The sequence below is a fragment of the Pedobacter sp. TM02 genome (genome assembly GCF_059705275.1).
In genome coordinates this window covers 3,694,706-3,714,223 of the sequence record NZ_AP046530.1, presented here as the reverse complement: position 1 = coordinate 3,714,223, position 19,518 = coordinate 3,694,706, and the positions used below count along the sequence as shown (strand labels likewise).

Below are 19,518 nucleotides of genomic sequence, written 5' to 3'. Positions count from 1 at the left end.
GTTAGGCCCTTTGTATTTTTATTCTCCGTGGCAAAACTGTGCGATTAATTCTCGATTTTGTAGTTTTGGCTATGCAAACTGTGTTAAGACCCATTCGGCCAAGTGACGATGTCCAGTTGGCCAAGCTGATCAAAAGCGTGCTGGCCGAATTTAAGGCGAATAAGCCAGGTACGGCCTATTTTGACGAAAGCACCAACCATTTGTCTGTTTTGTTCGAAAACCCAAAATCGGCTTATTGGGTGTGCGAAGCTGAGGGGAAAATCATTGGGGCGGGAGGCATTTATCCCACCGAAGGCTTGCCCGAAGGTGTATGCGAACTGGTTAAGCTGTACCTCTACCCCGAAGGCAGGGGCAAGGGCCTGGGTAAGCTCTTGATGCAGAAATGTTTTGAGCAGGCCAGGCAGTTGGGCTATCAACAAATCTACCTCGAAACCATGCCCGAATTAAATCAGGCGGTTAACCTGTACCATGCCTTGGGCTTTAAAAGCTTGGATAAAGCCATGGGCAATTCTGGCCATTTTGGTTGCAATATTTGGATGGTGAAAGATGTATAATGCAACTAAGCAACTAATCCAACAACAAATCGTCTTCCTCGTCGGTTAGGCTCAATTGGATATTATCGGTGCCCGAAATGCCCTCGATTGAACCGCGGATATGAGCGGCATTGAGCAGTACTTTTTCCAATTGCTTTTCGCGGGCCTTCCAGAGTTTTTCCATGGCATCGCGTTCGCGCTGTATGGAAAGTTTCATGCTCATAAAACCCTCGCGTATGGCTTTCCATTGCTCCGAAAATTCGTTGCTGGTCAGGTAGTCGTACAACATGTGCATCTTATCGCCTTTGTTTTCCTGCGATTTGGCGGCGCTGAACAGTTTGATGATGCCATCGCGCAAAATATAGGCAACCGCCTTTACTTCGTCGAAAGAGCAGATCCACACGCCGTCTTTTTCGCCAAAGCAGTCCATGCCTTTCGGATAGGTTTGCGTAACAATAACTGCCACGTCAATGCCCATGCTGCGCATGTCTTTTTTCAGCTTTTCGATCCATTCTATCGAAAAGTCCTTGGTGCGTTTGCTTTCATAAATGATGCGCCCGCAATCTTGGCCAAACTGGTTGCGCACGTTATGTACGCAATCGGCCCCGCGAACGCCTTTGCCTACTTCTTCAATAGTATCGAAAGGGAATGTGCTGCGCAGCAGTTCTTCCAGGATGAGTTCCTGTACCTCGCCCTGCAGCTGCATAGAGCCCTGCTCGGCCTTGCGTTTCATTTCTTCGGCCAGTTTCTTCTGGTCGTCGAGCTGTTTTTCAAGTTCCTTTACCCTCAATTGGTGTTCGGTTTCCTTCAGGCTGTTTTTTTCCAATTCCTGTTTGCGCACCTGCGCTACCAATTCTTCGCGTTGTTCTTGCAGCTTGCGCTGGATGTTCAGCTCTATTTCGGCCTCGCGGGTTTTGATTTCCTGCTCTTTTTTCAGGAACTCTAGCTCTTTATGGCGGGCCAGTTTCAGTTTTTCTTCGTTTTCTTTGTTGGTTTCGTCTAGCAGTTTGAGCCTGCTTTCAAAATCGGCACTGATGGTTTTGCGCAGATTTTCGGCTACTGATGCCTGCAACGCAGCTTTTTCCTGGGCTAATTTTTGCTCAAAAGCCTGTTCCTGCTGTTTCTTTTGCTGTTCAAAAACTTCGAGCTTTTTTTGGTACTCTTCGTCTTTTTGTTTGGTAAAAGAAATCATCTTCTCTCTCAGATCCTGTTTATATTCTTCGGCCATGACCTCTTCTATAGGAAAAGTATGGTTACAATTCGGGCATTTTATTTCTGTTGACATGGTTCGTGTTTTGGACGTGCCTGGATTTTGGACGAATTCAAAAATACGGAAATTATACATAGGATTTAACTGGCTATTGTCTAATTTTGGGAACAAGACCCCTCCTTATGTTCCGCCAAATTTTTAATGCCTACAAAACTTCCTTTTCGGGTTTAAGTCGTGAAACCTGGCTACTGAGCATCGTGATTTTAATTAATCGCTGTGGCTACATGGCCGTTCCGTTTATGGGGTTGTACGTTACCCAGGCGCTGCACCGGCCGGGCTCCGATGCGGGTATTATCATTTCTATTTTTGGCGTGGGCTCTATTTTTGGAGCTTCGGCAGGAGGCAAGCTTACCGATGTTTTTGGCTTTAGGCCAGTGCAGATTTTGGCGTCGCTGATCGGCGGTTCCTTTTTCCTGCTGTTTTCGCAGATCAGGCACTTCGAAACCCTGTGCTTATTGGCTTTTGTGATCAGTTTTTTCTCCGAAGCCTTTCGTCCGGCCAATTTTACCGCCATCGCCGCTTACGCCGCGCCAGGCAAGGAAACCCGTTCATACTCGCTAAACCGATTGGCGACCAACATGGGCTGGGCTTTTGGGGTAAGCATGGGTGGCATTATCGCTTCTTTCGATTACCCCTTGCTGTTTATAGTTGATGGCGTAGTAAGCATCTTGGTGGGCATCAGCATTTTGGTTTTTCTGCCAGCGGTAAAGGGTTTTAGAAAAGCCGTACAAGAAAAAATGAAAGGCATCGTGGTGCGGAAGCCTTGGCGGGATGCGCTGTTTATCAAGTTTATTTTGCTGACCACTGTGTTTGCGACTTGCTTTTTTCTGATGTTCAGGGTGGTGCCCGTATTTTATAAAGAAGTATGGCATTTGAACGAAGCACTTATCGGCCTGATTTTGGGGCTCAACGGGGTAATCATTGCCTTATTCGAAATGGTCATGATCAGTAAGATCGAAAACAAGCGTTCGCCTATCTTTTACATTGTAACCGGTGTGCTGGTTGTAAGCAGTTCGTTTGCGGTGTTGCTGCTGCCCAAATTTATGCCAGTAGTGCTGGCCCTGCTCAGTATTGTATGTTTTACCTTTGGCGAGATGTTTTCTATGCCTTTCATCAATACTTTTGTCATTAAGCGAAGCAACGAATTTAACCGAGGCCTCTATGCGGCCGGATATACCATCAGCTGGTCGGTTGCCCAGGTGATAGGGCCTACCAGCGGTTTTTACTTGGCCGAAAAATTTGGCTATAATCCGCTTTGGATAGGCATTACTGTTTTGCTGTTGCTTTGTGCCCTTGGCTATAGCCGATTGAAGATCAAAACGATAGAGGCCGAACAGCCATCGATTTAAAAAATATGCCGAAAATCTGATTGCAGGCCCAAACAATCTGCCAGTCGATTTGTTTTTTATACATGAAAAAACGGATACACATTTTAGAAGATGATAAAGATATAGGTTACATCATCGAATTTTTGCTCAAAGACGAAGGCTACGACCTCCAACTTTCTTCTACTTTTAAGGAAATGAAGAAAAAACTGAAGGATTCTATCCCCGATCTTTTCATTTTAGATGTGATGCTGCCCGATGGCAATGGCATTGAAATCTGCCACGATTTGAAGAACGATGCCTTTACCAAACATATTCCGGTAATTGTAATGTCGGCCAATGTAAGAAGCAAGCAGATGAGCGAAATGGCCACCCCCGACGATTACATCAGCAAGCCGTTCGATTTGGACGATATCGAAAGCAGAATTAAGCGGTTGATTGCCTAATTTAGGGTTGACAGCATTCGGCTAGCGGTTTTTAGTTGGCAGTTTATCGAAAGCGATTAACAATCTGGCAACAGAATTAATGGCTATACAATTTAAATATTAAGCAATAGGTTTAACGCTTGTTTCGATTGCCTGCTTCAACAATTTGGCAATTGAATAATAAACCAACGAACGTATTTCGCCTATGCTAAGCTCGAGATAATTTGCTAATTTGCATGCCTATTCTTAATTCATGGCAGAAGAAAGCATTTATTACGTAGACCAGCTATTTGAAAAAGTTCCCTTTCCGGCCACTGGCACCAGAGATACGCAATTTGACGGTTGCACTTTCAAAAACTGCGATTTTACCGATAATGATTTCAGAGGCTGTAATTTTAGCCAATGCACCTTCGAAGGGTGCAACCTGAGCATGGCTAAATTTGGATCCATTGGTTTCGATCAGGTGCGCTTTAGCCACTGCAAGATGGTGGGTGCCGATTTTTCGAATGCAAAGGATTTTTTGTTCAGTATCGATTTCGACAATTGTATTTTGGACTATGCGGCCTTTATGAAAAAGAAAAACCGTAAAAGCCGTTTTGAACGCTGTTCGTTAAAGGGAACCGATTTTTCTGAAAGCGATCTCACCTTGGCCAGGTTCGACTATTGCGATTTAAGCGGGGCCGTGTTTATGCATACCATACTTAACGAGGCCAATTTTGTAACTTCCCACAGTTTTATCATTGATCCCGAAAGGAACCAATTACGCAAGACCAAATTTGCCACCGATGGCTTGGCCGGGCTATTGGTCAATTACGGCATTATTGTTGAATGAAGCGGACCTAATCAAATAATAAATCAAGACATCAAACCGTTTTCCACTTTTAATACAGATTAATTTTATGAACAAAAATTTTTTAAGAAAAGTCTTTTCGCTGTCGCTGGTGGCATCGATCTCTTTTATAGCCAATGCCCAGCAAAAGGAAAATTGGCAGAACCTCGACCTTAAAACCGACAGTGTTTTTGGCATCAGTACCGAAAAGGCCTATAAAGAACTGCTAAAAGGAAAAAAATCAGTTCCGGTAATTGTGGCTGTATTGGATGGTGGTGTTGATTTGAACCACGAAGACCTGAAAAGAGTAATCTGGACCAACAAAAAAGAAATTGCAGGCAATGGCATTGATGATGATAAAAATGGTTATGCAGACGATGTACATGGGTGGAATTTCTTGGGCGGACCCAAAGGCTCTGTAGAGTTTGAAGCGCTTGAACTGACCCGCTTGGTACGCAGGGATGCCGCTCGCTTTGCCAATGTAACGGCCAGTACAGTGGCGCCCAAAGATAAAGATGCCTATGATACCTTTATCAAAAACAGAACCGAATTGGAAAAAGAACTCGGTACTGCAAAAAGTAACTTGGCGGGTATTACCGGCTTTAAAAATGCCTTGGATGCAGTAGTGAAGAAAATCGGCAAAGAGAATCCTACGCTCGACGATTTCAAGAATTTCAAGCCCCAAACACAGCTGGATGGCCGTATCAAGGAGGCTATTATCGACAATTTGAAAGGCGACGACTTTAAGACTTTTTACGAAAGCCAGATTGCCGAAGGCTATAAGTATTATTACAATCAGGTTAACTATAACTATAATTTGGAGTATGATCCGAGGTCGATTGTTGGCGATGATCCGAACAACAGCAAGGAGCGTTTTTATGGCAATAACGATATCAAGGGCCCCGACGCTCTGCATGGTTCGCACGTATCTGGTATTATTGCGGCCGATCGGACCAATAATATCGGCATTAAAGGTGTGGCCGATAATGTGCTGATCATGGGGGTGCGCAATACGCCAAATGGCGACGAGCGCGATAAGGATGTAGCCAATGCCATCCGTTACGCCGCTGATAATGGTGCCAAGGTGATTAACATGAGCTTTGGAAAAGCTTATTCTTGGGATAAGGCCGCGGTTGATGAGGCCGTAAAATATGCCGTGAGCAAAGACGTGCTATTGGTACATGCCGCGGGCAACGAAAACCAGAACATAGATGTAGAGAAAAATTTCCCGACTAACAAATATTTGGATGGTGGCGTAGCTAGCTCTTGGATTACCGTAGGTGCTTCGGGTCCATTGGATGGCGACCAGCTCAAGGCGCCTTTTTCTAACTATGGCAAAACCAGCGTCGATGTTTTTGCCCCTGGAGTGAGCATTAGGTCAACCGTTCCAGACAACAACCAGTACAAGGAGGAAGACGGAACCAGTATGGCCGCTCCAGTGGTAAGCGGTTTGGCCGCGCTCATCCGTTCTTACTATCCTAAGCTAACCGCAGTTCAGGTAAAAGAAATCATCATGAAATCGGTAACCAAGGTAAACCACAATGTAAACAACATGAACGGTGCCGATACGGTAAGCATTCCGTTCGCCGACTTGTGCGTTACAGGAGGCATCGTAAATGCCTACAATGCATTAAAATTGGCCGCTACCTACAAATAGGCAATGGCTAAGGCATAAGAAAGCCCTCCGACTAAATCGGGGGGCTTTTTTGTGGAGTGCCGTCATTCAGCTAATAAAACCAGGATAATTTAACAAAGCATTATGGAAAAAAGCCTTTAATTCCATCCTCTCTAAAAATATGGTTAGGAGATGTTAAATTTTTTTGTTCAGATTTTTTATCTATTTATATTAGGTTAATACAAATCAAATGATCCATGTATGAAACACTTAGTCCAGCACCGATCTCCACGCGATAACCAACTTTACAAGTTTTGTTTCGCCAATTAAATTTAAACCGTCCCTTGGTTTTCTGCTAAATACATTTATCTATGATTAATTGCTACATCATTGGGCAGCTTTGCACGAATAAGATGATAAGGGAACTTGTTGAGCATTCGTCGCTCTTATTGCTAAAAGGGGCAACAAGTGACTTGTCGGCTAGCTCGATAACCGTTGGAGCCATCAAACCCGACATTATATTTATAGACGCGGGCTTGATTGAAAAAAACAAAGCAACCCTTGTTTCTATGAGTCGATCTTCGGCCATTATTTTTGTCTCATCAAAGGTAGAAGAAGCCTATGATGCCTTTGAAGCTTTCGCTTTCGATTATCTTTTGCTACCCTTAACACAAGAAAGGTTTGAAAAGAGCATCAATAAATTCATCAATTTTTCTCAATTCCAAAAAAGGGCTGGTCGCATTACCGAATCTTTTTTTATCCGTGCAGATGCGAAGGGACAAAAGGAACTTTTGGTAAAATGCAATGAAATATGCTACATCGAGGCCTTTAAAAATTATGTGATTTTGCACATGACGGATGGTCGCGAACTGCCTTGCCATAACACCATGAAGGAAGTGGAAGACAGCCTGTTGTCGAGCCACTTCATAAGGGTGCATAAATCTTTCATGATCAATTACGAAAAAGTAAGCGCTATTGAAGGCAATACCATTTTTCTGAACGGAAACGACAAGAACAAAATATTGGTAGGCAGTACCTATCGCAAGGCTTTCTTTGATTTCAAAAGCCAAAAGCTCATCAAAAAACAGAAAAATTATTTTCAATCGCTAGATTATTCTACTTTAGTAAGCCTATTAGTGTTTTATACCGGATTGCTTAACGACTTCGATTTCAAAGACTTCTGGTCAGTCTTGTTTTAAATTTGTAGCTAAATGAAAAAAATGCTTTCGCTTTTGTTTGTAGTCGTACTCTTTGGTGCGGCCTGCAAAGAATTTATAGAGCCTTCGCTCAGCAAAAAAAGTATTGCCTTGCTGGCGCCATCAGATCATATTGAAACCACCAGTTATCAGCAAACTTTTTGGTGGCAAACCCATGAAGATGCCTTGCAATATCGGTTACAGATTGTATCGCCAAGTTTTGACCGCATTGAAAAATTGTTGCTCGATACGGTAGTAAAAACAGATAAGTTTACCCATACCCTAGATCCAGGCCAATACCAATGGCGCGTAAGAGCCGAAAACGGCAGCAGTCAAACACCTTACGCCACCCAAAGCTTTACCATATTTCCGGCTTCTTTGAAAGACCAATCGGTGCAATTGGTTGCACCAGCTAATGCGCTATATGTTGTGAATGCAGATGTAAAATACGATTGGCTCCAACTATTCGGTACTACACAATATCGGTTGCAAGTAGACAAAAACAATTTTGCCGACGAAAACAACCTTACCCTTAATGTGTTGACCGAAAACCCGACATTTACAAGTACCTTGCCGGCAGAGGCTAATTACCAATGGCGTGTAAGGGCCGAAAATGCGACTGAAACCTCTAAATGGTCGGCCGTAAGAGCCCTAACTTTCGATGCCACACCACCTACAAAAGTGGTTTTAACTGCTCCAGCCAATAAACAAGTAGTAAACAAACCGGTCAGTTTAGCATGGAATGCCATAACTGATGCCCAAAAATACGAGCTGATCATTTACAAAAGCGATGGCACGGTTTATAACTCCTCTTATCCGCAAATGGTAAATACCAATGCCCAGACCTTCAATTTGGGCAATAGTGGTGAAACCTTGACCTGGAAAGTACGCGCCATAGATAAAGCCGGCAATAAGGGCGACTTTAGCGATACTTTTACTTTTACCCTGCAGTAAGCCCATGAAAAGCAAGAAGTTTACTTATGTGCTCATGGCCTGTGTTGCTGCGGTTTGGGGAATTATATTTTACCGAATTTTTGTGGCTGTTTCTGAGGAGGATGTGCCCATCATGGCCGGGCCAGTAGCCAAAACTCCCTATTTTAAAATGGTCAACCACGAAGAAGATCCGGTAAGTCTAGATCTGAATTACCGCAATCCTTTTTCAAGCTCGACTTCCGGATTTGTAGAAGAAAAAACAGTCCCGGCTGTACGGGTCAATGTAGCTTCGCCACAGCCTCCCTTCATGCCCAAACCACAAGTAAACTGGAGCGGAGTTTCATATAGCGGCTACATCAACAATCCGTCTACCAAACAAAAGCTGGCCATCTTATCGGTAAATGGCAAAGAAGTGATGCTTTCTGAAGGACAGGGCGCCAACGGAATAAAACTGCTCAAACATACCGGCGATTCGGTAAAGGTACAGTACCAAGGCGAGACCAAATACATTAGAATAAAATAACATGCAACGCTACCTACTTTTATTGCTGTTTTTGGGTTTCGGTACCCAATTAAAAGCGCAACGCTATAAAGATTTATTTGATCCGTCAACCTATCGGCATACCATTAGCTACGACGACCACAAAGTAGTTTTTCAGGCCCAGCCCGATAACGAGGAACTCAGGTTTACTGAGGCAGACAAAAAATATTATTGGTTTAGCCATAACCAGATCAAAGCTACCCAAGGTGGTTTTAGTGGCAAGCTTTTGCATGGACTGTACAGCGATTTCTACCTCAACAGCAACCTGAAAGAGCAAGGCTATTTTCGGTTAGGCTTAAAAACAGGCGAATGGAAAAGCTGGACCGAAGAAGGCGTGTTGGTAGAAAGAACCAGCTACAACAATGGAGAAGCTAATGGTCGTTTTTATAAATACGATAAGCAGGGCAACCTATTGGAAGAAGGAACCTACAAGCAAGGGAAGGTTAATGGCCGACTTAGGCGGTATATCAGTGCGGATAGTGTAAGCATAACCAATTATAGAAATGGAGTGCTACAGCCCGCAAAACCAAAGCCTAGTTGGTTAAGTAGGCTTTTCAAAAAGAAAGCAACCATTCAAAAGCAACCAGTTGCACCAGTAATGAAGAAGCCTTAAATTATTTAACCGTAATCCGAATACAAAAAAATCTAAATATGAAAAAAATTAACCTCTTGTTGCCTTTGATGGCAATTTCATTGGCTGGCTTTGCTCAGGTACATACCGATGCCAATGGCAACGTAGGCATCGGAACCACAACTCCTCAAGCTAAACTGGATGTGAACGGTTCGGCAATTATCAATGGGCCAGGAAATACACTAACCTTAAAGAAAACAAATAATATACCTGCTCTTGCTTTTCAAGGAATAAATCAGATGGCTATTATAGAAGGTGGAGATGATTACTTAACAGCTTATTTGGGTGGGTCGAGGCGATTATCAATCTTATCAAATGGCTATGTAGGTATCGGCACTGCAAGCCCATCAGAAAAATTGGGGATTTATGGCGCAGTCAACTCGGCACCTGGAGTATTGGCTTTGGAAACCTCCAGAAATGACGCCGCATTTGTTGAAATAGGCTCGATTAGAGCGAAAAACTCAGATGGGGAGGTATCTAGAATTGGTTTGCTGAGAGGTAGTGGCACTTATACCGGAGCAATGAATTTTTTGGTGAGGCCTACTAATGATGCAGAACTTCAGGAAGCCATGAGGATCAACGAGAACGGAAATATAGGGATGGGTGGCCTTACTCCTCTTGCAAAATTAGACGTTAGAAGTAATTATGTTAAGAATGAATATGGAATTAATACGCCTACGGCACTGTTTCTTTCCACAAATGCACCGCAAGCAGGAAATGGAGGAGCTATTGGGTTAGGTGGCAAAACGGGATTGGCCACAGCAGATTACGCTTACGCCTATATGCTTGGGGCTAAAGAGAATAATAGTAATTATGCAGGATATTTTGCCATTCATACGGTAGCTGGCGACGGAAATCCAAGAGAGGCAAGCAGTGGAAACTATGAAAGGTTGCGGGTGACCTCAACCGGAAACGTAGGCATAGGTACCGCAACGCCCAACGAAAAGCTGGCCGTAAACGGAAAGATTCGCGCCAGAGAAATCAAAGTGGAAACGGCCAATTGGCCCGACTATGTTTTTGAGGAAGGCTATAAGGTTGGAAAGCTGGAAGAGTTGGAAAGTTATGTTAAAGCCAATAGGCATTTGCCCGATATGCCTAGCGCCAAAGAAGTGGAAGCCAACGGGGTAGAACTAGGCGAGATGAACAAATTGTTGTTGAAGAAAGTGGAAGAACTCACTTTGCACTTAATTGAAAAGGATAAGGAAATTAAGAAAATGCAAGCCCTTCAAGAACGAATAGAAAAACTGGAGAAATTATTACTCGACAAAAGATAAAATATCACAATAACTTATTCATATATCACGTGAAAAAAACTTTGCTTTTCTCTCTATTTAATTTATTCCTTTTCTGCCAATGTATGGCACAAGATGCATATTATAACAACTTAACTATTGAACGCTTGGTAAAGGGAGGCGGCATAACGGATTATAATGGTTGGGGCCTAAATACCAACCCCCTGTTAGACGTACGGCCAAATCAGCAAAATGGGGCCGCCTATGTGATTAGCCATCATACTGGGCTTACGCTTTCTGCGCATTCCGTATATGGGGGTATTCGCTTTTATAATCAAGGGTATCCAATTGGGCCTTTAGAACCGTCGACGGGAGCCAAAATGGTGATGAGTATAAACAATGGTGGTGTAGGTGTTGGCACAACAAACCCCAGAGCACCATTGGATTTGGGCGAATATCTTAATAATGATCAGTTGAGTGCTGTACTTGGCAGGTTACAAGAAGGTGACAACACCAAAACAGGGACATTTTTAGGTGTAAAGGGTTATAGTACCGATATCATAGGGGGCAGAAGCTTTTCAATAACACATAATTTCTATGGAGAAATAAATAGTTCGATAAATTTTCATAGGGGAGGTAGTGTAACCGGGGGCTTCATCAGTTTCAATACAAATGCTGATCTTGAAAGGATGCGAATAGCCGATAATGGTAATGTGTTGATCGGCAAAACCGCACAAACTAACACCGCCTACAAACTCGATGTCAACGGCAAGGCCCGCGCCAACGAAATCGTAGTGAATACCACCGGTGCCGATTTTGTATTCGAAAACAACTACAGGTTGCGCCCATTGGCCGAGGTCGAAAAATTCATCAAAGAGAACAAGCACCTGCCCGAAATCCCGACGGCCAAAGCCATGCAGCAGGAGGGGGTTGGCGTAAGCGAACTGCAGACCAGACTGTTGCAAAAAGTAGAAGAGTTAACGCTTTACCTGATCGAGCAAAATAAGCGCATCGAAAATTATCAAGCTACCCAAGAAAAGCAGCAAAAAGAAATCGAACAATTGAAAGCACTTCTAAACAAAAAACAATGAAAAAATTAATACTCTTCACCGCCATTTTTGCCTTGGCATTTATAGCTAATGCACAAGATCCCAATATCCTGATAGGCTTAAATGATGCTTATGGAATAAAAATAAAGGCCAATTTTCCTGGTCAGACAACGCCATGGGCTAGGGGTTATTATATTGTTAATCAGGATAACACCAGCAATCTTCTAGGTTTAGGTGTAATGGGGAGCGCTAATAACGGAATTTCTACAATGGATTTTGGCTGGATTGGCAAAGACTATAACAGTGTGTATATGTCATTTCGGCCAAATGGTAATGTAGGAATAGGAACTGATAACCCAAAAGCAAAATTTGTAGTTTCAAATGAAAGTTTGCAAGGCATAGAGATGGGTTATAGTACCAGTTTGTTAGCCAATTATTTAGAAAGTTATGATAGGGGATTAAATAGTGGCATGGATATGGCCTATTATATTTCAAATAATAAAAGTCATAGATTTTACAACAACGGAGTAGAAAAAGTTCGAATTACTGGAGATGGCAATGTTTTGATCGGTAAAACCACCCAACCCAACACCGCCTACAAGCTCGATGTCAACGGCAAAGCTCGCGCCAACGAGATTATAGTGAACACGACCGGGGCCGATTTTGTATTCGAAAACAACTATAGGTTGCGCCCATTGGCCGAGGTCGAAAAATTCATCAAAGAGAACAAGCACCTGCCCGAAATCCCGACGGCCAAAGCCATGCAGCAGGAAGGGGTTGGCGTAAGCGAACTGCAGACCAAGTTGTTGCAAAAAGTAGAAGAGTTAACTTTGTATATCATCCAACAACAGAAAGAGATTGACGAGTTAAAGAAGAAATTGAACAAGTAGTCCAGTTTACGGTTCTCAGTTTTTAGTTAACAGGATGTAAGATGTAAAATGTACGATGGAAATAGCGAATGGAAGTGGAGGATGTCCTGGGTCTTCAGTAAGCAATTAGCCAATGACTAATCAGCTAATCTTCTAGTTGGCTAATGAATAACGCTAATAAACCAATAAACCAATAAAATGCTTAAAGCCGGCGCCCTTTATTTTGCTATTGTGATCGCATTTTTTATTGCGATTGTTTCGGCTTCGCTGATCATGCTGGCCGCACATTACCGCAATAGCTATTTAAAGGAAATCCGCTACAACCGCTTGTTGAATAACCTCAACTCCGGTATCGAATACACCTTGGCTAACAAAGATGCTATGGAGGGTAAACAAACCCTCGATCTTTTTGGCGATGAGTTAGATAGTTTGGAACTGGATAAAAAAGACTGGGGTATTTTTGATTTGGCCATCTTGAAAAGTTTTGTGAAGCAGGATACCTTGAAACGCGCATTTTTAATCGGAAATCTTACCGATTCTACGGCTATCTATTTAAGCGATGAAGACCGGCCTTTGTCTATTAGTGGCCATACCCGAATTACCGGCAATGTAGAACTGCCTAAATCCGGTATCCGTCAGTCGTATGCCGAAGGCAAGCCCTACGATGGAGGCAAAGAGCTCATTTTTGGTGGCAAAACCAGCAACAGCACACGTATGCTGAAGCCCTTAAACGAAAAGCTTCTCGAACGGCTGAAAGCAGTATTTGCCAATCAGGCACAAAAGTTTCCCGCCTTGCAACAAAACGAGCTCAGGGTTTCTTTTTTGGATTCTACCCAAAAATTTCAATTGCCACAAATCGCCAATTTGGCCGATGTTAATTTGGAAGGAAACATCATATTGATTTCCGATTCGTTGGTTACCATTTCGGCAGCCGCGCAATTAAATGGTATTCAGGTTTATGCTCCGTTAATCAAGGTAGAGCAGGGCTTTAAAGGAAGCTGCCAGCTTTTTGCCGTCGATTCGATTTTGGTAGCCGATAACGTCGAATTTAAATATCCATCCGTATTGGGCGTAATGCGTACCAAAAGATCGGTAGTGCAACCTCAAATTGTATTGGGCGATCATGTTAATTTTGATGGCATCATTTTTAGTCACGAAAATGAGCGCACCGCCTTACAAACCTTAATTGGGTTGGGCAAAGATACACGCGTACAAGGAGAAATTTACAGTACGGGCTTGCTGCAGGTTGAAAAGGGAAGCAAGATCAATGGCAAGGTTTCCTGTAACAGGTTTTTAATGAAAACACCGCTTACCTTGTATGAGAATTTCCTGATAGATGTTGCTTTTAACAGCAAAGCGAGGAGCCGTTACTACCTTAGCTCTAAGTTGTTTAAGGAGCAACGAACAAACCGGATTTTAAAATGGCTAAACTGAACAACAAAAAACTACAGGCCTCTACACTTATCGAGGTGCTGATCGCCATGGTCATCATTATGGTGGTGTTTGCCATTGCCATGCAGGTTTTTGGTAATGTGCTGCGTACCGGAGTTTCCTACAAAAAACTGCAAGCGCAGAACCAGCTGCAATTGCTTAGTGAGCAGGTAAAGAAAAATGGTTATTTAGAAGCAACAGAAGTGACGATAGACAGCATAAACTACCAGTTGAGCATTGGCCCCAGCGAGGTTGCAGGAATTGCCAAGCTAGAAATCAAGGCAAAGCTGAACGGAACCAGTTTGGGCAGCATCAAATGTTTATTTAAAGAGCAGGTCAAGCATGAAGATTAAAGCCTACACGTTATTCGAAGTAACTATAGCCATGCTGCTATCGGCTATCTGCATAGCCATCTGCTATTCGGCCTATGGCATTATTGCAAAATATTATGCCGGCTTTCAGCAGAAAAACCAAACGGCAGATGTGGTGCTTACACTGAGGCATGTTTTGGAAAGGGATTTTCTGAAAAGCAATATGGTACTCAAAAATGAAGAAGGAGTGGAGCTGCAACAAGATAGTTCAAAAATCTATTATATCTTTAGTCCCGATGCCGTGCTCAGAAAATCAGGCGAACTGCATACCGATACCTTTAAGCTAAAACCAAGCGAAGTTGGCTTCTTTTTTGAAGGCCGGGAAGTTTTAGAACCAGATACTATCGACGAGCTGCGGTTCAAAATGAATTTAGATCAACGCATTCAAGTGCCCATACAATTAAGTAAAACCTACAGCGCCCAAAATCTTTTTAACTAACATGCCATCTATCAATATCTCCAATTACCAGCAACCCAAAAAAGCGCCCCAAAAAGATTCGGGTTCGGCGTTTTTCGAGTTGTTGAACAAGGATATTTCATTTGGCAACGGCCAATTAGCCGACAAGAAAAAAGAAGCTTTTTACAATGAATTGGGTACGCTGATCCAGTCTGGTATCGACATTAAAACGGCTTTGGAGCTTACCGCAAGTTCTTACACCAATGCCAAAGATGTGGCCTTGTTTGAAACCATCCAAAAAGAAGTGGTGGCTGGAAATTCTTTATCGGAAACCCTAAAAAACAATGAGAAGTTCAGCAGTTACGAATACTATAGCGTTCGCATCGGCGAAGAGACTGGCCGTTTGGCAGAAGTACTGACCGAATTAGGCAAGTATTTCAAGAGCAAAATCAGTCAGCGACGAAAAATCGTGGGCGCTATCACCTATCCCCTGCTGGTTTTGAGCACTTCCTTTGCGGCCATCTTTTTCATGATCAAGTTTGTGGTGCCTATGTTTGCCGATGTATTTAAGCGCTTTGGTGGCAAGTTGCCTTACATTACTTCGCTCATTGTAAGCTTTTCCGATTGGTTCGATCGTTACATTTACCTGATTTTATTGCTGATCGTAGCCGTCATAGCCTTTTATTTATTTAGCAAAAAAACAGCCTGGTTCAAGAAATGGTCGTCCTTAACCTTGTTGCGAGTTCCCATTGTTGGCGATATCCTCAAAAAAATATACCTAGCTCGTTTTGCCAATACCATGCGCCTGCTTACCGGAACCAATACGCCTTTGCTGCAGGCCTTGGGCATGGTGAAACAGATGATCACTTTTTATCCCATAGAACAATCGCTTACACTGGCCGAAAAGGATATTTTGATGGGGAGCAGTTTATCGGCTACTTTGGCCAAGCACGAATTCTATCCCGTTAAGTTTATCCAGATGATCAAAATTGCCGAAGAGGTAAATAAGCTTGAGTACTTTTTCGAACAGCTATCTAATCAATATACCGAAGAAGTAGAATATAAGACCAATGCCATCAGTGGCCTATTGGAACCTTTGATTATTATCTTTTTGGGATTGGCCGTAGGCGTAATCCTAATCGCGATGTACTTGCCAATGTTCCAGATGAGCAATAGCTTTTAAAGATGATTCTTTGGCTAATGAGAAGATTGGCTTATGCTGTAGGGTGGCAATCCGACATCCATCTGGAGTGGATTTTATCTGTTGTTAATGGAAGTCCAATCTAAAATCAATTTCCACGCGGAATTACTTTGGAAAGCGCTTGAAAAACAGACGTAAAAGTCCTGGTTTCGGAATCGTAATATCCTGCCCAAACGCACGTTCATCCAGCGATTCGATGCGTTCGTCCTGCGAAAACCACTGTTGGGGAAAAAGTTTTTTTTATTCGATTTTTGTTTACATCTTGGGGGCAGATAAGTAACACGTTTCTTTAAGCCCAAACTTATAGGAATCCAGAACGCAATCGAATAAATGAAACAACTACTCTTGTTTTTGCTGCTTTGCAGCCTAGGCGCTTACGCCCAAACCTCGACATCCTCAACCGTTCCAAAGCTAAACGTAATACCTGCTTCGGCAGAGGCGGCCAGCTTTGCCAAATATGGTGAAACACCGGTTTCGCTCTATACAGGAGTACCCAGTATTGGTATTCCAATTTATACCATCGACCTTAAAGGCATCAAGGTGCCTATTTCTTTGAGCTACCATGCGGGAGGTATCAAAGTAGATGAGATAGCTAGTAACGTAGGGCTCGGCTGGTCGCTGAATTTTGGCGGATCGATCACCGCTAATGTGAACGGAATTCCTGATCAAGAAGCGGGGGGATGGCTTAATGTACCCAATATTTACCGTTTGCCGCAAACCGGCAGCTTGCAAACGCAGTGGGGCGCATTGGATCCTTATCTTTCCGATCCAAAATACGACTTCATGACCGAAATTGCGGAAGATCATTATGACACACAGCCTGATTTATACTACGTAAACATCAATGGCAAATCGTTCAAGTATTTTTATGGCCAAGATGGAACCATCTATACCATGCCTTATCAAAATGTAAGGATTTGGGAGGGTAACGAAATCACAGACGAGAACGATAATGTATTCCAGTTTGTGGGTGCTGATCTGACCACCACAAATTATCAATATTTTGGCGGCCTTTCTGCCAATGGAGCGCCCCCGAGCTATCAGAGCAATGCCATGTATCCGGGTAAAATAAGTACGCCTTTTAATGAAGAAATCAATTATACCTACGAAACCTATTCTTACAGCTTTAAAAACCAGGCTTCAGAAACGCGTTATAGCAGATATCCAGACCAGTACGGCTGTGCCGGGATTATGCCAACCAATACCCTTACCGAAAGTACCAGCCATGTAGCAGCTTCGAGGATAAAGAAAATAACGGCGAGCAACGGCGTAGAGATCAACTTTTACTATGCGCAAAGCAGAACGGATTTGCCTGGCTCGTCGGCACTAACCTCTATTGTGGTAAAAAATGCCAATACCAATACGGTGATTGCTACTTTTACCTTTACCTATGGCTATTACGTTTCTACAACAGGGTCTACTGATCCTGATGATTACCGCTTGCGATTGGAAAGTGTACAAAAAGCAGGAGAAAACCCTTACTATTTCCAGTATAATGAAAGCCTGTTGCCAAAACGCCTCAGCAAATCACAGGATCACTGGGGCTTTTATAATGGCTCTGGCAACTCAACCCTGTTGCCAGCCAATGCCTACTTTGGTTTTCCATCTGGAGGCAACCGAGAACCGTCTGCCTACACGGCGCAAAATGGTATCTTGACAAAAATTACTTATCCTACAGGAGGCAGTTCAGAATTTGAATATGAATCCAATACGGTTCCTGCCTATACATTGCCCACAAGTGAATACGTGCTTCAAGGAGCCTATGCTTACGAATCGATAGATTCTACCGTCGTTGTTCCATTTACCGTTGGTCCTACAGCAAATAAGTTTTCTGTTAGATATAAAGGGCCTTATGGAGGAGATCCTGAAACTGGACTCGTTTGCGATAACTGCGATGTACAGATACGGAATGCAAATCATCAGTTGGTATATAGGTTTGTTGGACAATCTGCAGGCGGACTAGGCAATTTTATGGCGCCATTAGAGCCTGGAAATTATTTTCTAGAGATACCTTATGTTGGCTTAACCAATACCGGATATATTGAAGTTTATTGGTACGAATATAAACAGGTACCGCCAACCACCACCAATAAGACTGTTGGCGGACTGAGAGTTAAGCGAATAACCGATAATCCTGTTGTGGGTGCCAGCAAAAAGACCTATTATAACTATGATCTTTCAAATTCGCCAGATGTTTCTAGTGGCTTAAGTGGCTACGCTCCGAAATATGAATATATCCATAATAGAGAGGGTCTTAATGAAGATACGCAGACCTATTACGATTGTCTGTTCTATGCCCAATCTACATCGAGCTTAACGCCTATCGGGCGCGCGCAAGGAGGGCCGGTGGCTTATACCGAAGTGAGTGTATATGTTGAAGACCAGCACAAAGGCTATACGCTTAACCGCTTTTCGCATTTTGGAGACATTTCGGGCAGCCCTGAGTATCCGTTTGGGGCCATGATCAGCAACGATTGGGTTGACGGCCTGCCCTTAGAAACAAAAGAGTTTGCATGGAACGAAACATTGGCGAAATACCTGCCGGTTAAAAAAACAGTCAATACCTATAAAACAACTTATGGATCAAGTTCTACCTATCCACACGAATATGTAGTGAGAGGCGCAAAGGTGGCTTTGTATAAACCGGCAATTCCGCAACGCTTTCCGCAGAATGGTCCTGCTCCAAGAGGGCCCGAATTTGTGGTGAATTATTTTAATCTTTATTCGTCGTGGAGTTTTCCAATGGGTAGAACAGAAACCCTATACGATCAGGCCGATACTACAAAGACCATTACCACAAGTTATCAATATTTTTATGATAACCCGGCCCATATCCAGCTAACTAGGCAACTGTCTAACAAAAGCAATGGGGAACAAACCCTGGTTTCGCTCCGTTATCCAAAAGATATCAATCCGCTATCGAGCTATTATTCCAATCCGGTAGTAGAAAAAAGAATCTATACCAAAAATAGCACTTCAACCAAACTCATAGGTGGTGAGCTGACTACCTATAAAAATCAGCCGGGAACTTTTCCCGAAAATTATTACGGCCTAGAGTTGGCACAGCCTATAGATTCGGTGTCTTTCCCTGCCTACACGGGAAGTACGATTGCAAATGCTTATAAAAATAGGTTGAGCTATGGCTATGATGCCAATTATAACCTGGTATCCCTGGTTAACGACCAGCAAAAGAAGCAGGGTTTTAAATGGGGCTACAACGGCACCTTGGTGCTGGCGGCTGCAACTAATGCGCTCGATACGGAGTTTTATTTTGAAGGCTTTGAAGAAACGGGAACTGCAGGTAATGCCCATACAGGTAAAAAGTCGAGCGGAGGAGCTTATACTGTGAGCTGGACCAGGCCCAATAGCCGCAATTATGTGATTAGTTATTGGTATTTCGATGGTAGTTGGAAGCAAAAGGTAGAACCCTATACTGGAAATAGCATGACATTGTCTTCAGGCACGGCTTATGACGATGTAAGCATTTATCCTGCCGATGCCCAGCTCACAAGCTATACGCACGATCCACAGGTGGGCATTACCAGCCAGACGGATGCCAAGGGCCTGACCACTTATTTCGAATACGACCCCTATGGCCGGCTGCTCTACGTAAAAGACCAGGACAAAAACATCATCAAAAGCTACGAGTACCACTACAAGAACTAACGCC

At 43.2% G+C, this 19,518-nt stretch carries 18 protein-coding genes; 17 read left to right on the top strand and 1 reads right to left on the bottom strand.

What is annotated here, in order from left to right; genetic code table 11:
• The first annotated feature begins 38 nt into the window (after positions 1 to 38).
• On the top strand, positions 39 to 554 hold the full coding sequence (locus AC6H1S_RS15920; RefSeq protein ID WP_497564254.1) for a GNAT family N-acetyltransferase: 516 nt from the start codon (positions 39 to 41) through the stop codon (positions 552 to 554).
• 13 nt (positions 555 to 567) lie between these two features.
• Here the strand turns inward: AC6H1S_RS15920 and AC6H1S_RS15915 are convergent, their stop codons facing one another.
• Positions 568 to 1,818, bottom strand: coding sequence for a DUF2130 domain-containing protein (locus tag AC6H1S_RS15915; protein WP_233165870.1), 1,251 nt, complete (start codon positions 1,816 to 1,818; stop codon positions 568 to 570).
• Positions 1,819 to 1,925: 107 nt separating this feature from the next.
• On the opposite strand from AC6H1S_RS15915, the gene AC6H1S_RS15910 reads away from it, so the two are divergent.
• From AC6H1S_RS15910 to AC6H1S_RS15835, 16 genes are all read left to right on the top strand, one after another.
• A complete protein-coding gene (locus AC6H1S_RS15910; RefSeq protein WP_497564253.1) occupies positions 1,926 to 3,152 on the top strand; it encodes an MFS transporter in 1,227 nt (408 codons plus the stop codon).
• Positions 3,153 to 3,214: 62 nt separating this feature from the next.
• Entirely contained in the window at positions 3,215 to 3,574 is a 360-nt protein-coding gene (locus AC6H1S_RS15905; protein WP_199140371.1) for a response regulator transcription factor, read from the top strand.
• A 232-nt stretch (positions 3,575 to 3,806) separates the two neighbouring features.
• Positions 3,807 to 4,385 (top strand): pentapeptide repeat-containing protein, encoded by a 579-nt coding sequence (locus AC6H1S_RS15900; RefSeq protein WP_497564252.1) that lies wholly within the window; start codon positions 3,807 to 3,809, stop codon positions 4,383 to 4,385.
• Between the two features lie 67 nt (positions 4,386 to 4,452).
• On the top strand, positions 4,453 to 6,039 hold the full coding sequence (locus AC6H1S_RS15895) for a S8 family peptidase (RefSeq protein ID WP_497564251.1): 1,587 nt from the start codon (positions 4,453 to 4,455) through the stop codon (positions 6,037 to 6,039).
• A 371-nt stretch (positions 6,040 to 6,410) separates the two neighbouring features.
• Complete coding sequence (locus AC6H1S_RS15890) at positions 6,411 to 7,196, top strand: LytR/AlgR family response regulator transcription factor (RefSeq protein ID WP_497564250.1); 786 nt, start codon at positions 6,411 to 6,413, stop codon at positions 7,194 to 7,196.
• A 12-nt stretch (positions 7,197 to 7,208) separates the two neighbouring features.
• On the top strand, positions 7,209 to 8,147 hold the full coding sequence (locus tag AC6H1S_RS15885; protein WP_497564249.1) for a hypothetical protein: 939 nt from the start codon (positions 7,209 to 7,211) through the stop codon (positions 8,145 to 8,147).
• A gap of 4 nt (positions 8,148 to 8,151) precedes the next feature.
• Complete coding sequence (locus tag AC6H1S_RS15880) at positions 8,152 to 8,649, top strand: hypothetical protein (protein WP_497564248.1); 498 nt, start codon at positions 8,152 to 8,154, stop codon at positions 8,647 to 8,649.
• A gap of 1 nt (position 8,650) precedes the next feature.
• Positions 8,651 to 9,280: a toxin-antitoxin system YwqK family antitoxin gene (locus AC6H1S_RS15875; RefSeq protein ID WP_497564247.1), complete on the top strand. Its 630-nt coding sequence runs from the start codon at positions 8,651 to 8,653 to the stop codon at positions 9,278 to 9,280.
• A 38-nt stretch (positions 9,281 to 9,318) separates the two neighbouring features.
• The gene (locus AC6H1S_RS15870; protein WP_497564246.1) at positions 9,319 to 10,572 is read left to right on the top strand and encodes a hypothetical protein; all 1,254 of its coding nucleotides are present in this window, start codon (positions 9,319 to 9,321) and stop codon (positions 10,570 to 10,572) included.
• An 83-nt stretch (positions 10,573 to 10,655) separates the two neighbouring features.
• Positions 10,656 to 11,621: a hypothetical protein gene (locus AC6H1S_RS15865; protein WP_497564245.1), complete on the top strand. Its 966-nt coding sequence runs from the start codon at positions 10,656 to 10,658 to the stop codon at positions 11,619 to 11,621.
• Positions 11,618 to 12,469 carry a coiled-coil domain-containing protein gene (locus AC6H1S_RS15860; RefSeq protein ID WP_497564244.1) on the top strand — a complete coding sequence of 284 codons (852 nt, stop codon included), beginning with the start codon at positions 11,618 to 11,620 and terminating at the stop codon, positions 12,467 to 12,469. Before AC6H1S_RS15865 ends, AC6H1S_RS15860 begins: the two co-directional genes overlap by 4 nt.
• A gap of 177 nt (positions 12,470 to 12,646) precedes the next feature.
• Entirely contained in the window at positions 12,647 to 13,882 is a 1,236-nt protein-coding gene (locus AC6H1S_RS15855) for a hypothetical protein (protein ID WP_497564243.1), read from the top strand.
• Entirely contained in the window at positions 13,870 to 14,232 is a 363-nt protein-coding gene (locus AC6H1S_RS15850; protein WP_497564242.1) for a PilW family protein, read from the top strand. The genes AC6H1S_RS15855 and AC6H1S_RS15850 overlap by 13 nt, the downstream gene beginning before the upstream one ends.
• Entirely contained in the window at positions 14,222 to 14,689 is a 468-nt protein-coding gene (locus AC6H1S_RS15845) for a hypothetical protein (protein WP_199140352.1), read from the top strand. The genes AC6H1S_RS15850 and AC6H1S_RS15845 overlap by 11 nt, the downstream gene beginning before the upstream one ends.
• 1 nt (position 14,690) lies before the next feature.
• Entirely contained in the window at positions 14,691 to 15,830 is a 1,140-nt protein-coding gene (locus AC6H1S_RS15840; protein WP_497564241.1) for a type II secretion system F family protein, read from the top strand.
• 348 nt (positions 15,831 to 16,178) lie between these two features.
• Positions 16,179 to 19,514, top strand: a complete 3,336-nt coding sequence (locus AC6H1S_RS15835) for an RHS repeat domain-containing protein (protein WP_497564240.1) — start codon at positions 16,179 to 16,181, stop codon at positions 19,512 to 19,514.
• Positions 19,515 to 19,518 lie beyond the last annotated feature (4 nt).

Bases quoted from the DNA above. Each gene is read 5' to 3' on its own strand.
- AC6H1S_RS15840 (WP_497564241.1), top strand. From the start codon at position 14,691: ATGCCATCTATCAATATCTCCAATTACCAGCAACCCAAAAAAGCGCCC.
- AC6H1S_RS15900 (WP_497564252.1), top strand. From the start codon at position 3,807: ATGGCAGAAGAAAGCATTTATTACGTAGACCAGCTATTTGAAAAAGTT.
- AC6H1S_RS15895 (WP_497564251.1), top strand. From the start codon at position 4,453: ATGAACAAAAATTTTTTAAGAAAAGTCTTTTCGCTGTCGCTGGTGGCA.
- AC6H1S_RS15875 (WP_497564247.1), top strand. From the start codon at position 8,651: ATGCAACGCTACCTACTTTTATTGCTGTTTTTGGGTTTCGGTACCCAA.
- AC6H1S_RS15905 (WP_199140371.1), top strand. From the start codon at position 3,215: ATGAAAAAACGGATACACATTTTAGAAGATGATAAAGATATAGGTTAC.
- AC6H1S_RS15835 (WP_497564240.1), top strand. From the start codon at position 16,179: ATGAAACAACTACTCTTGTTTTTGCTGCTTTGCAGCCTAGGCGCTTAC.
- AC6H1S_RS15910 (WP_497564253.1), top strand. From the start codon at position 1,926: ATGTTCCGCCAAATTTTTAATGCCTACAAAACTTCCTTTTCGGGTTTA.
- AC6H1S_RS15850 (WP_497564242.1), top strand. From the start codon at position 13,870: ATGGCTAAACTGAACAACAAAAAACTACAGGCCTCTACACTTATCGAG.
- AC6H1S_RS15885 (WP_497564249.1), top strand. From the start codon at position 7,209: ATGAAAAAAATGCTTTCGCTTTTGTTTGTAGTCGTACTCTTTGGTGCG.
- AC6H1S_RS15890 (WP_497564250.1), top strand. From the start codon at position 6,411: ATGATAAGGGAACTTGTTGAGCATTCGTCGCTCTTATTGCTAAAAGGG.
- AC6H1S_RS15860 (WP_497564244.1), top strand. From the start codon at position 11,618: ATGAAAAAATTAATACTCTTCACCGCCATTTTTGCCTTGGCATTTATA.
- AC6H1S_RS15845 (WP_199140352.1), top strand. From the start codon at position 14,222: ATGAAGATTAAAGCCTACACGTTATTCGAAGTAACTATAGCCATGCTG.
- AC6H1S_RS15915 (WP_233165870.1), bottom strand. From the start codon at position 1,818: ATGTCAACAGAAATAAAATGCCCGAATTGTAACCATACTTTTCCTATA.
- AC6H1S_RS15855 (WP_497564243.1), top strand. From the start codon at position 12,647: ATGCTTAAAGCCGGCGCCCTTTATTTTGCTATTGTGATCGCATTTTTT.
- AC6H1S_RS15880 (WP_497564248.1), top strand. From the start codon at position 8,152: ATGAAAAGCAAGAAGTTTACTTATGTGCTCATGGCCTGTGTTGCTGCG.
- AC6H1S_RS15865 (WP_497564245.1), top strand. From the start codon at position 10,656: ATGGCACAAGATGCATATTATAACAACTTAACTATTGAACGCTTGGTA.
- AC6H1S_RS15870 (WP_497564246.1), top strand. From the start codon at position 9,319: ATGAAAAAAATTAACCTCTTGTTGCCTTTGATGGCAATTTCATTGGCT.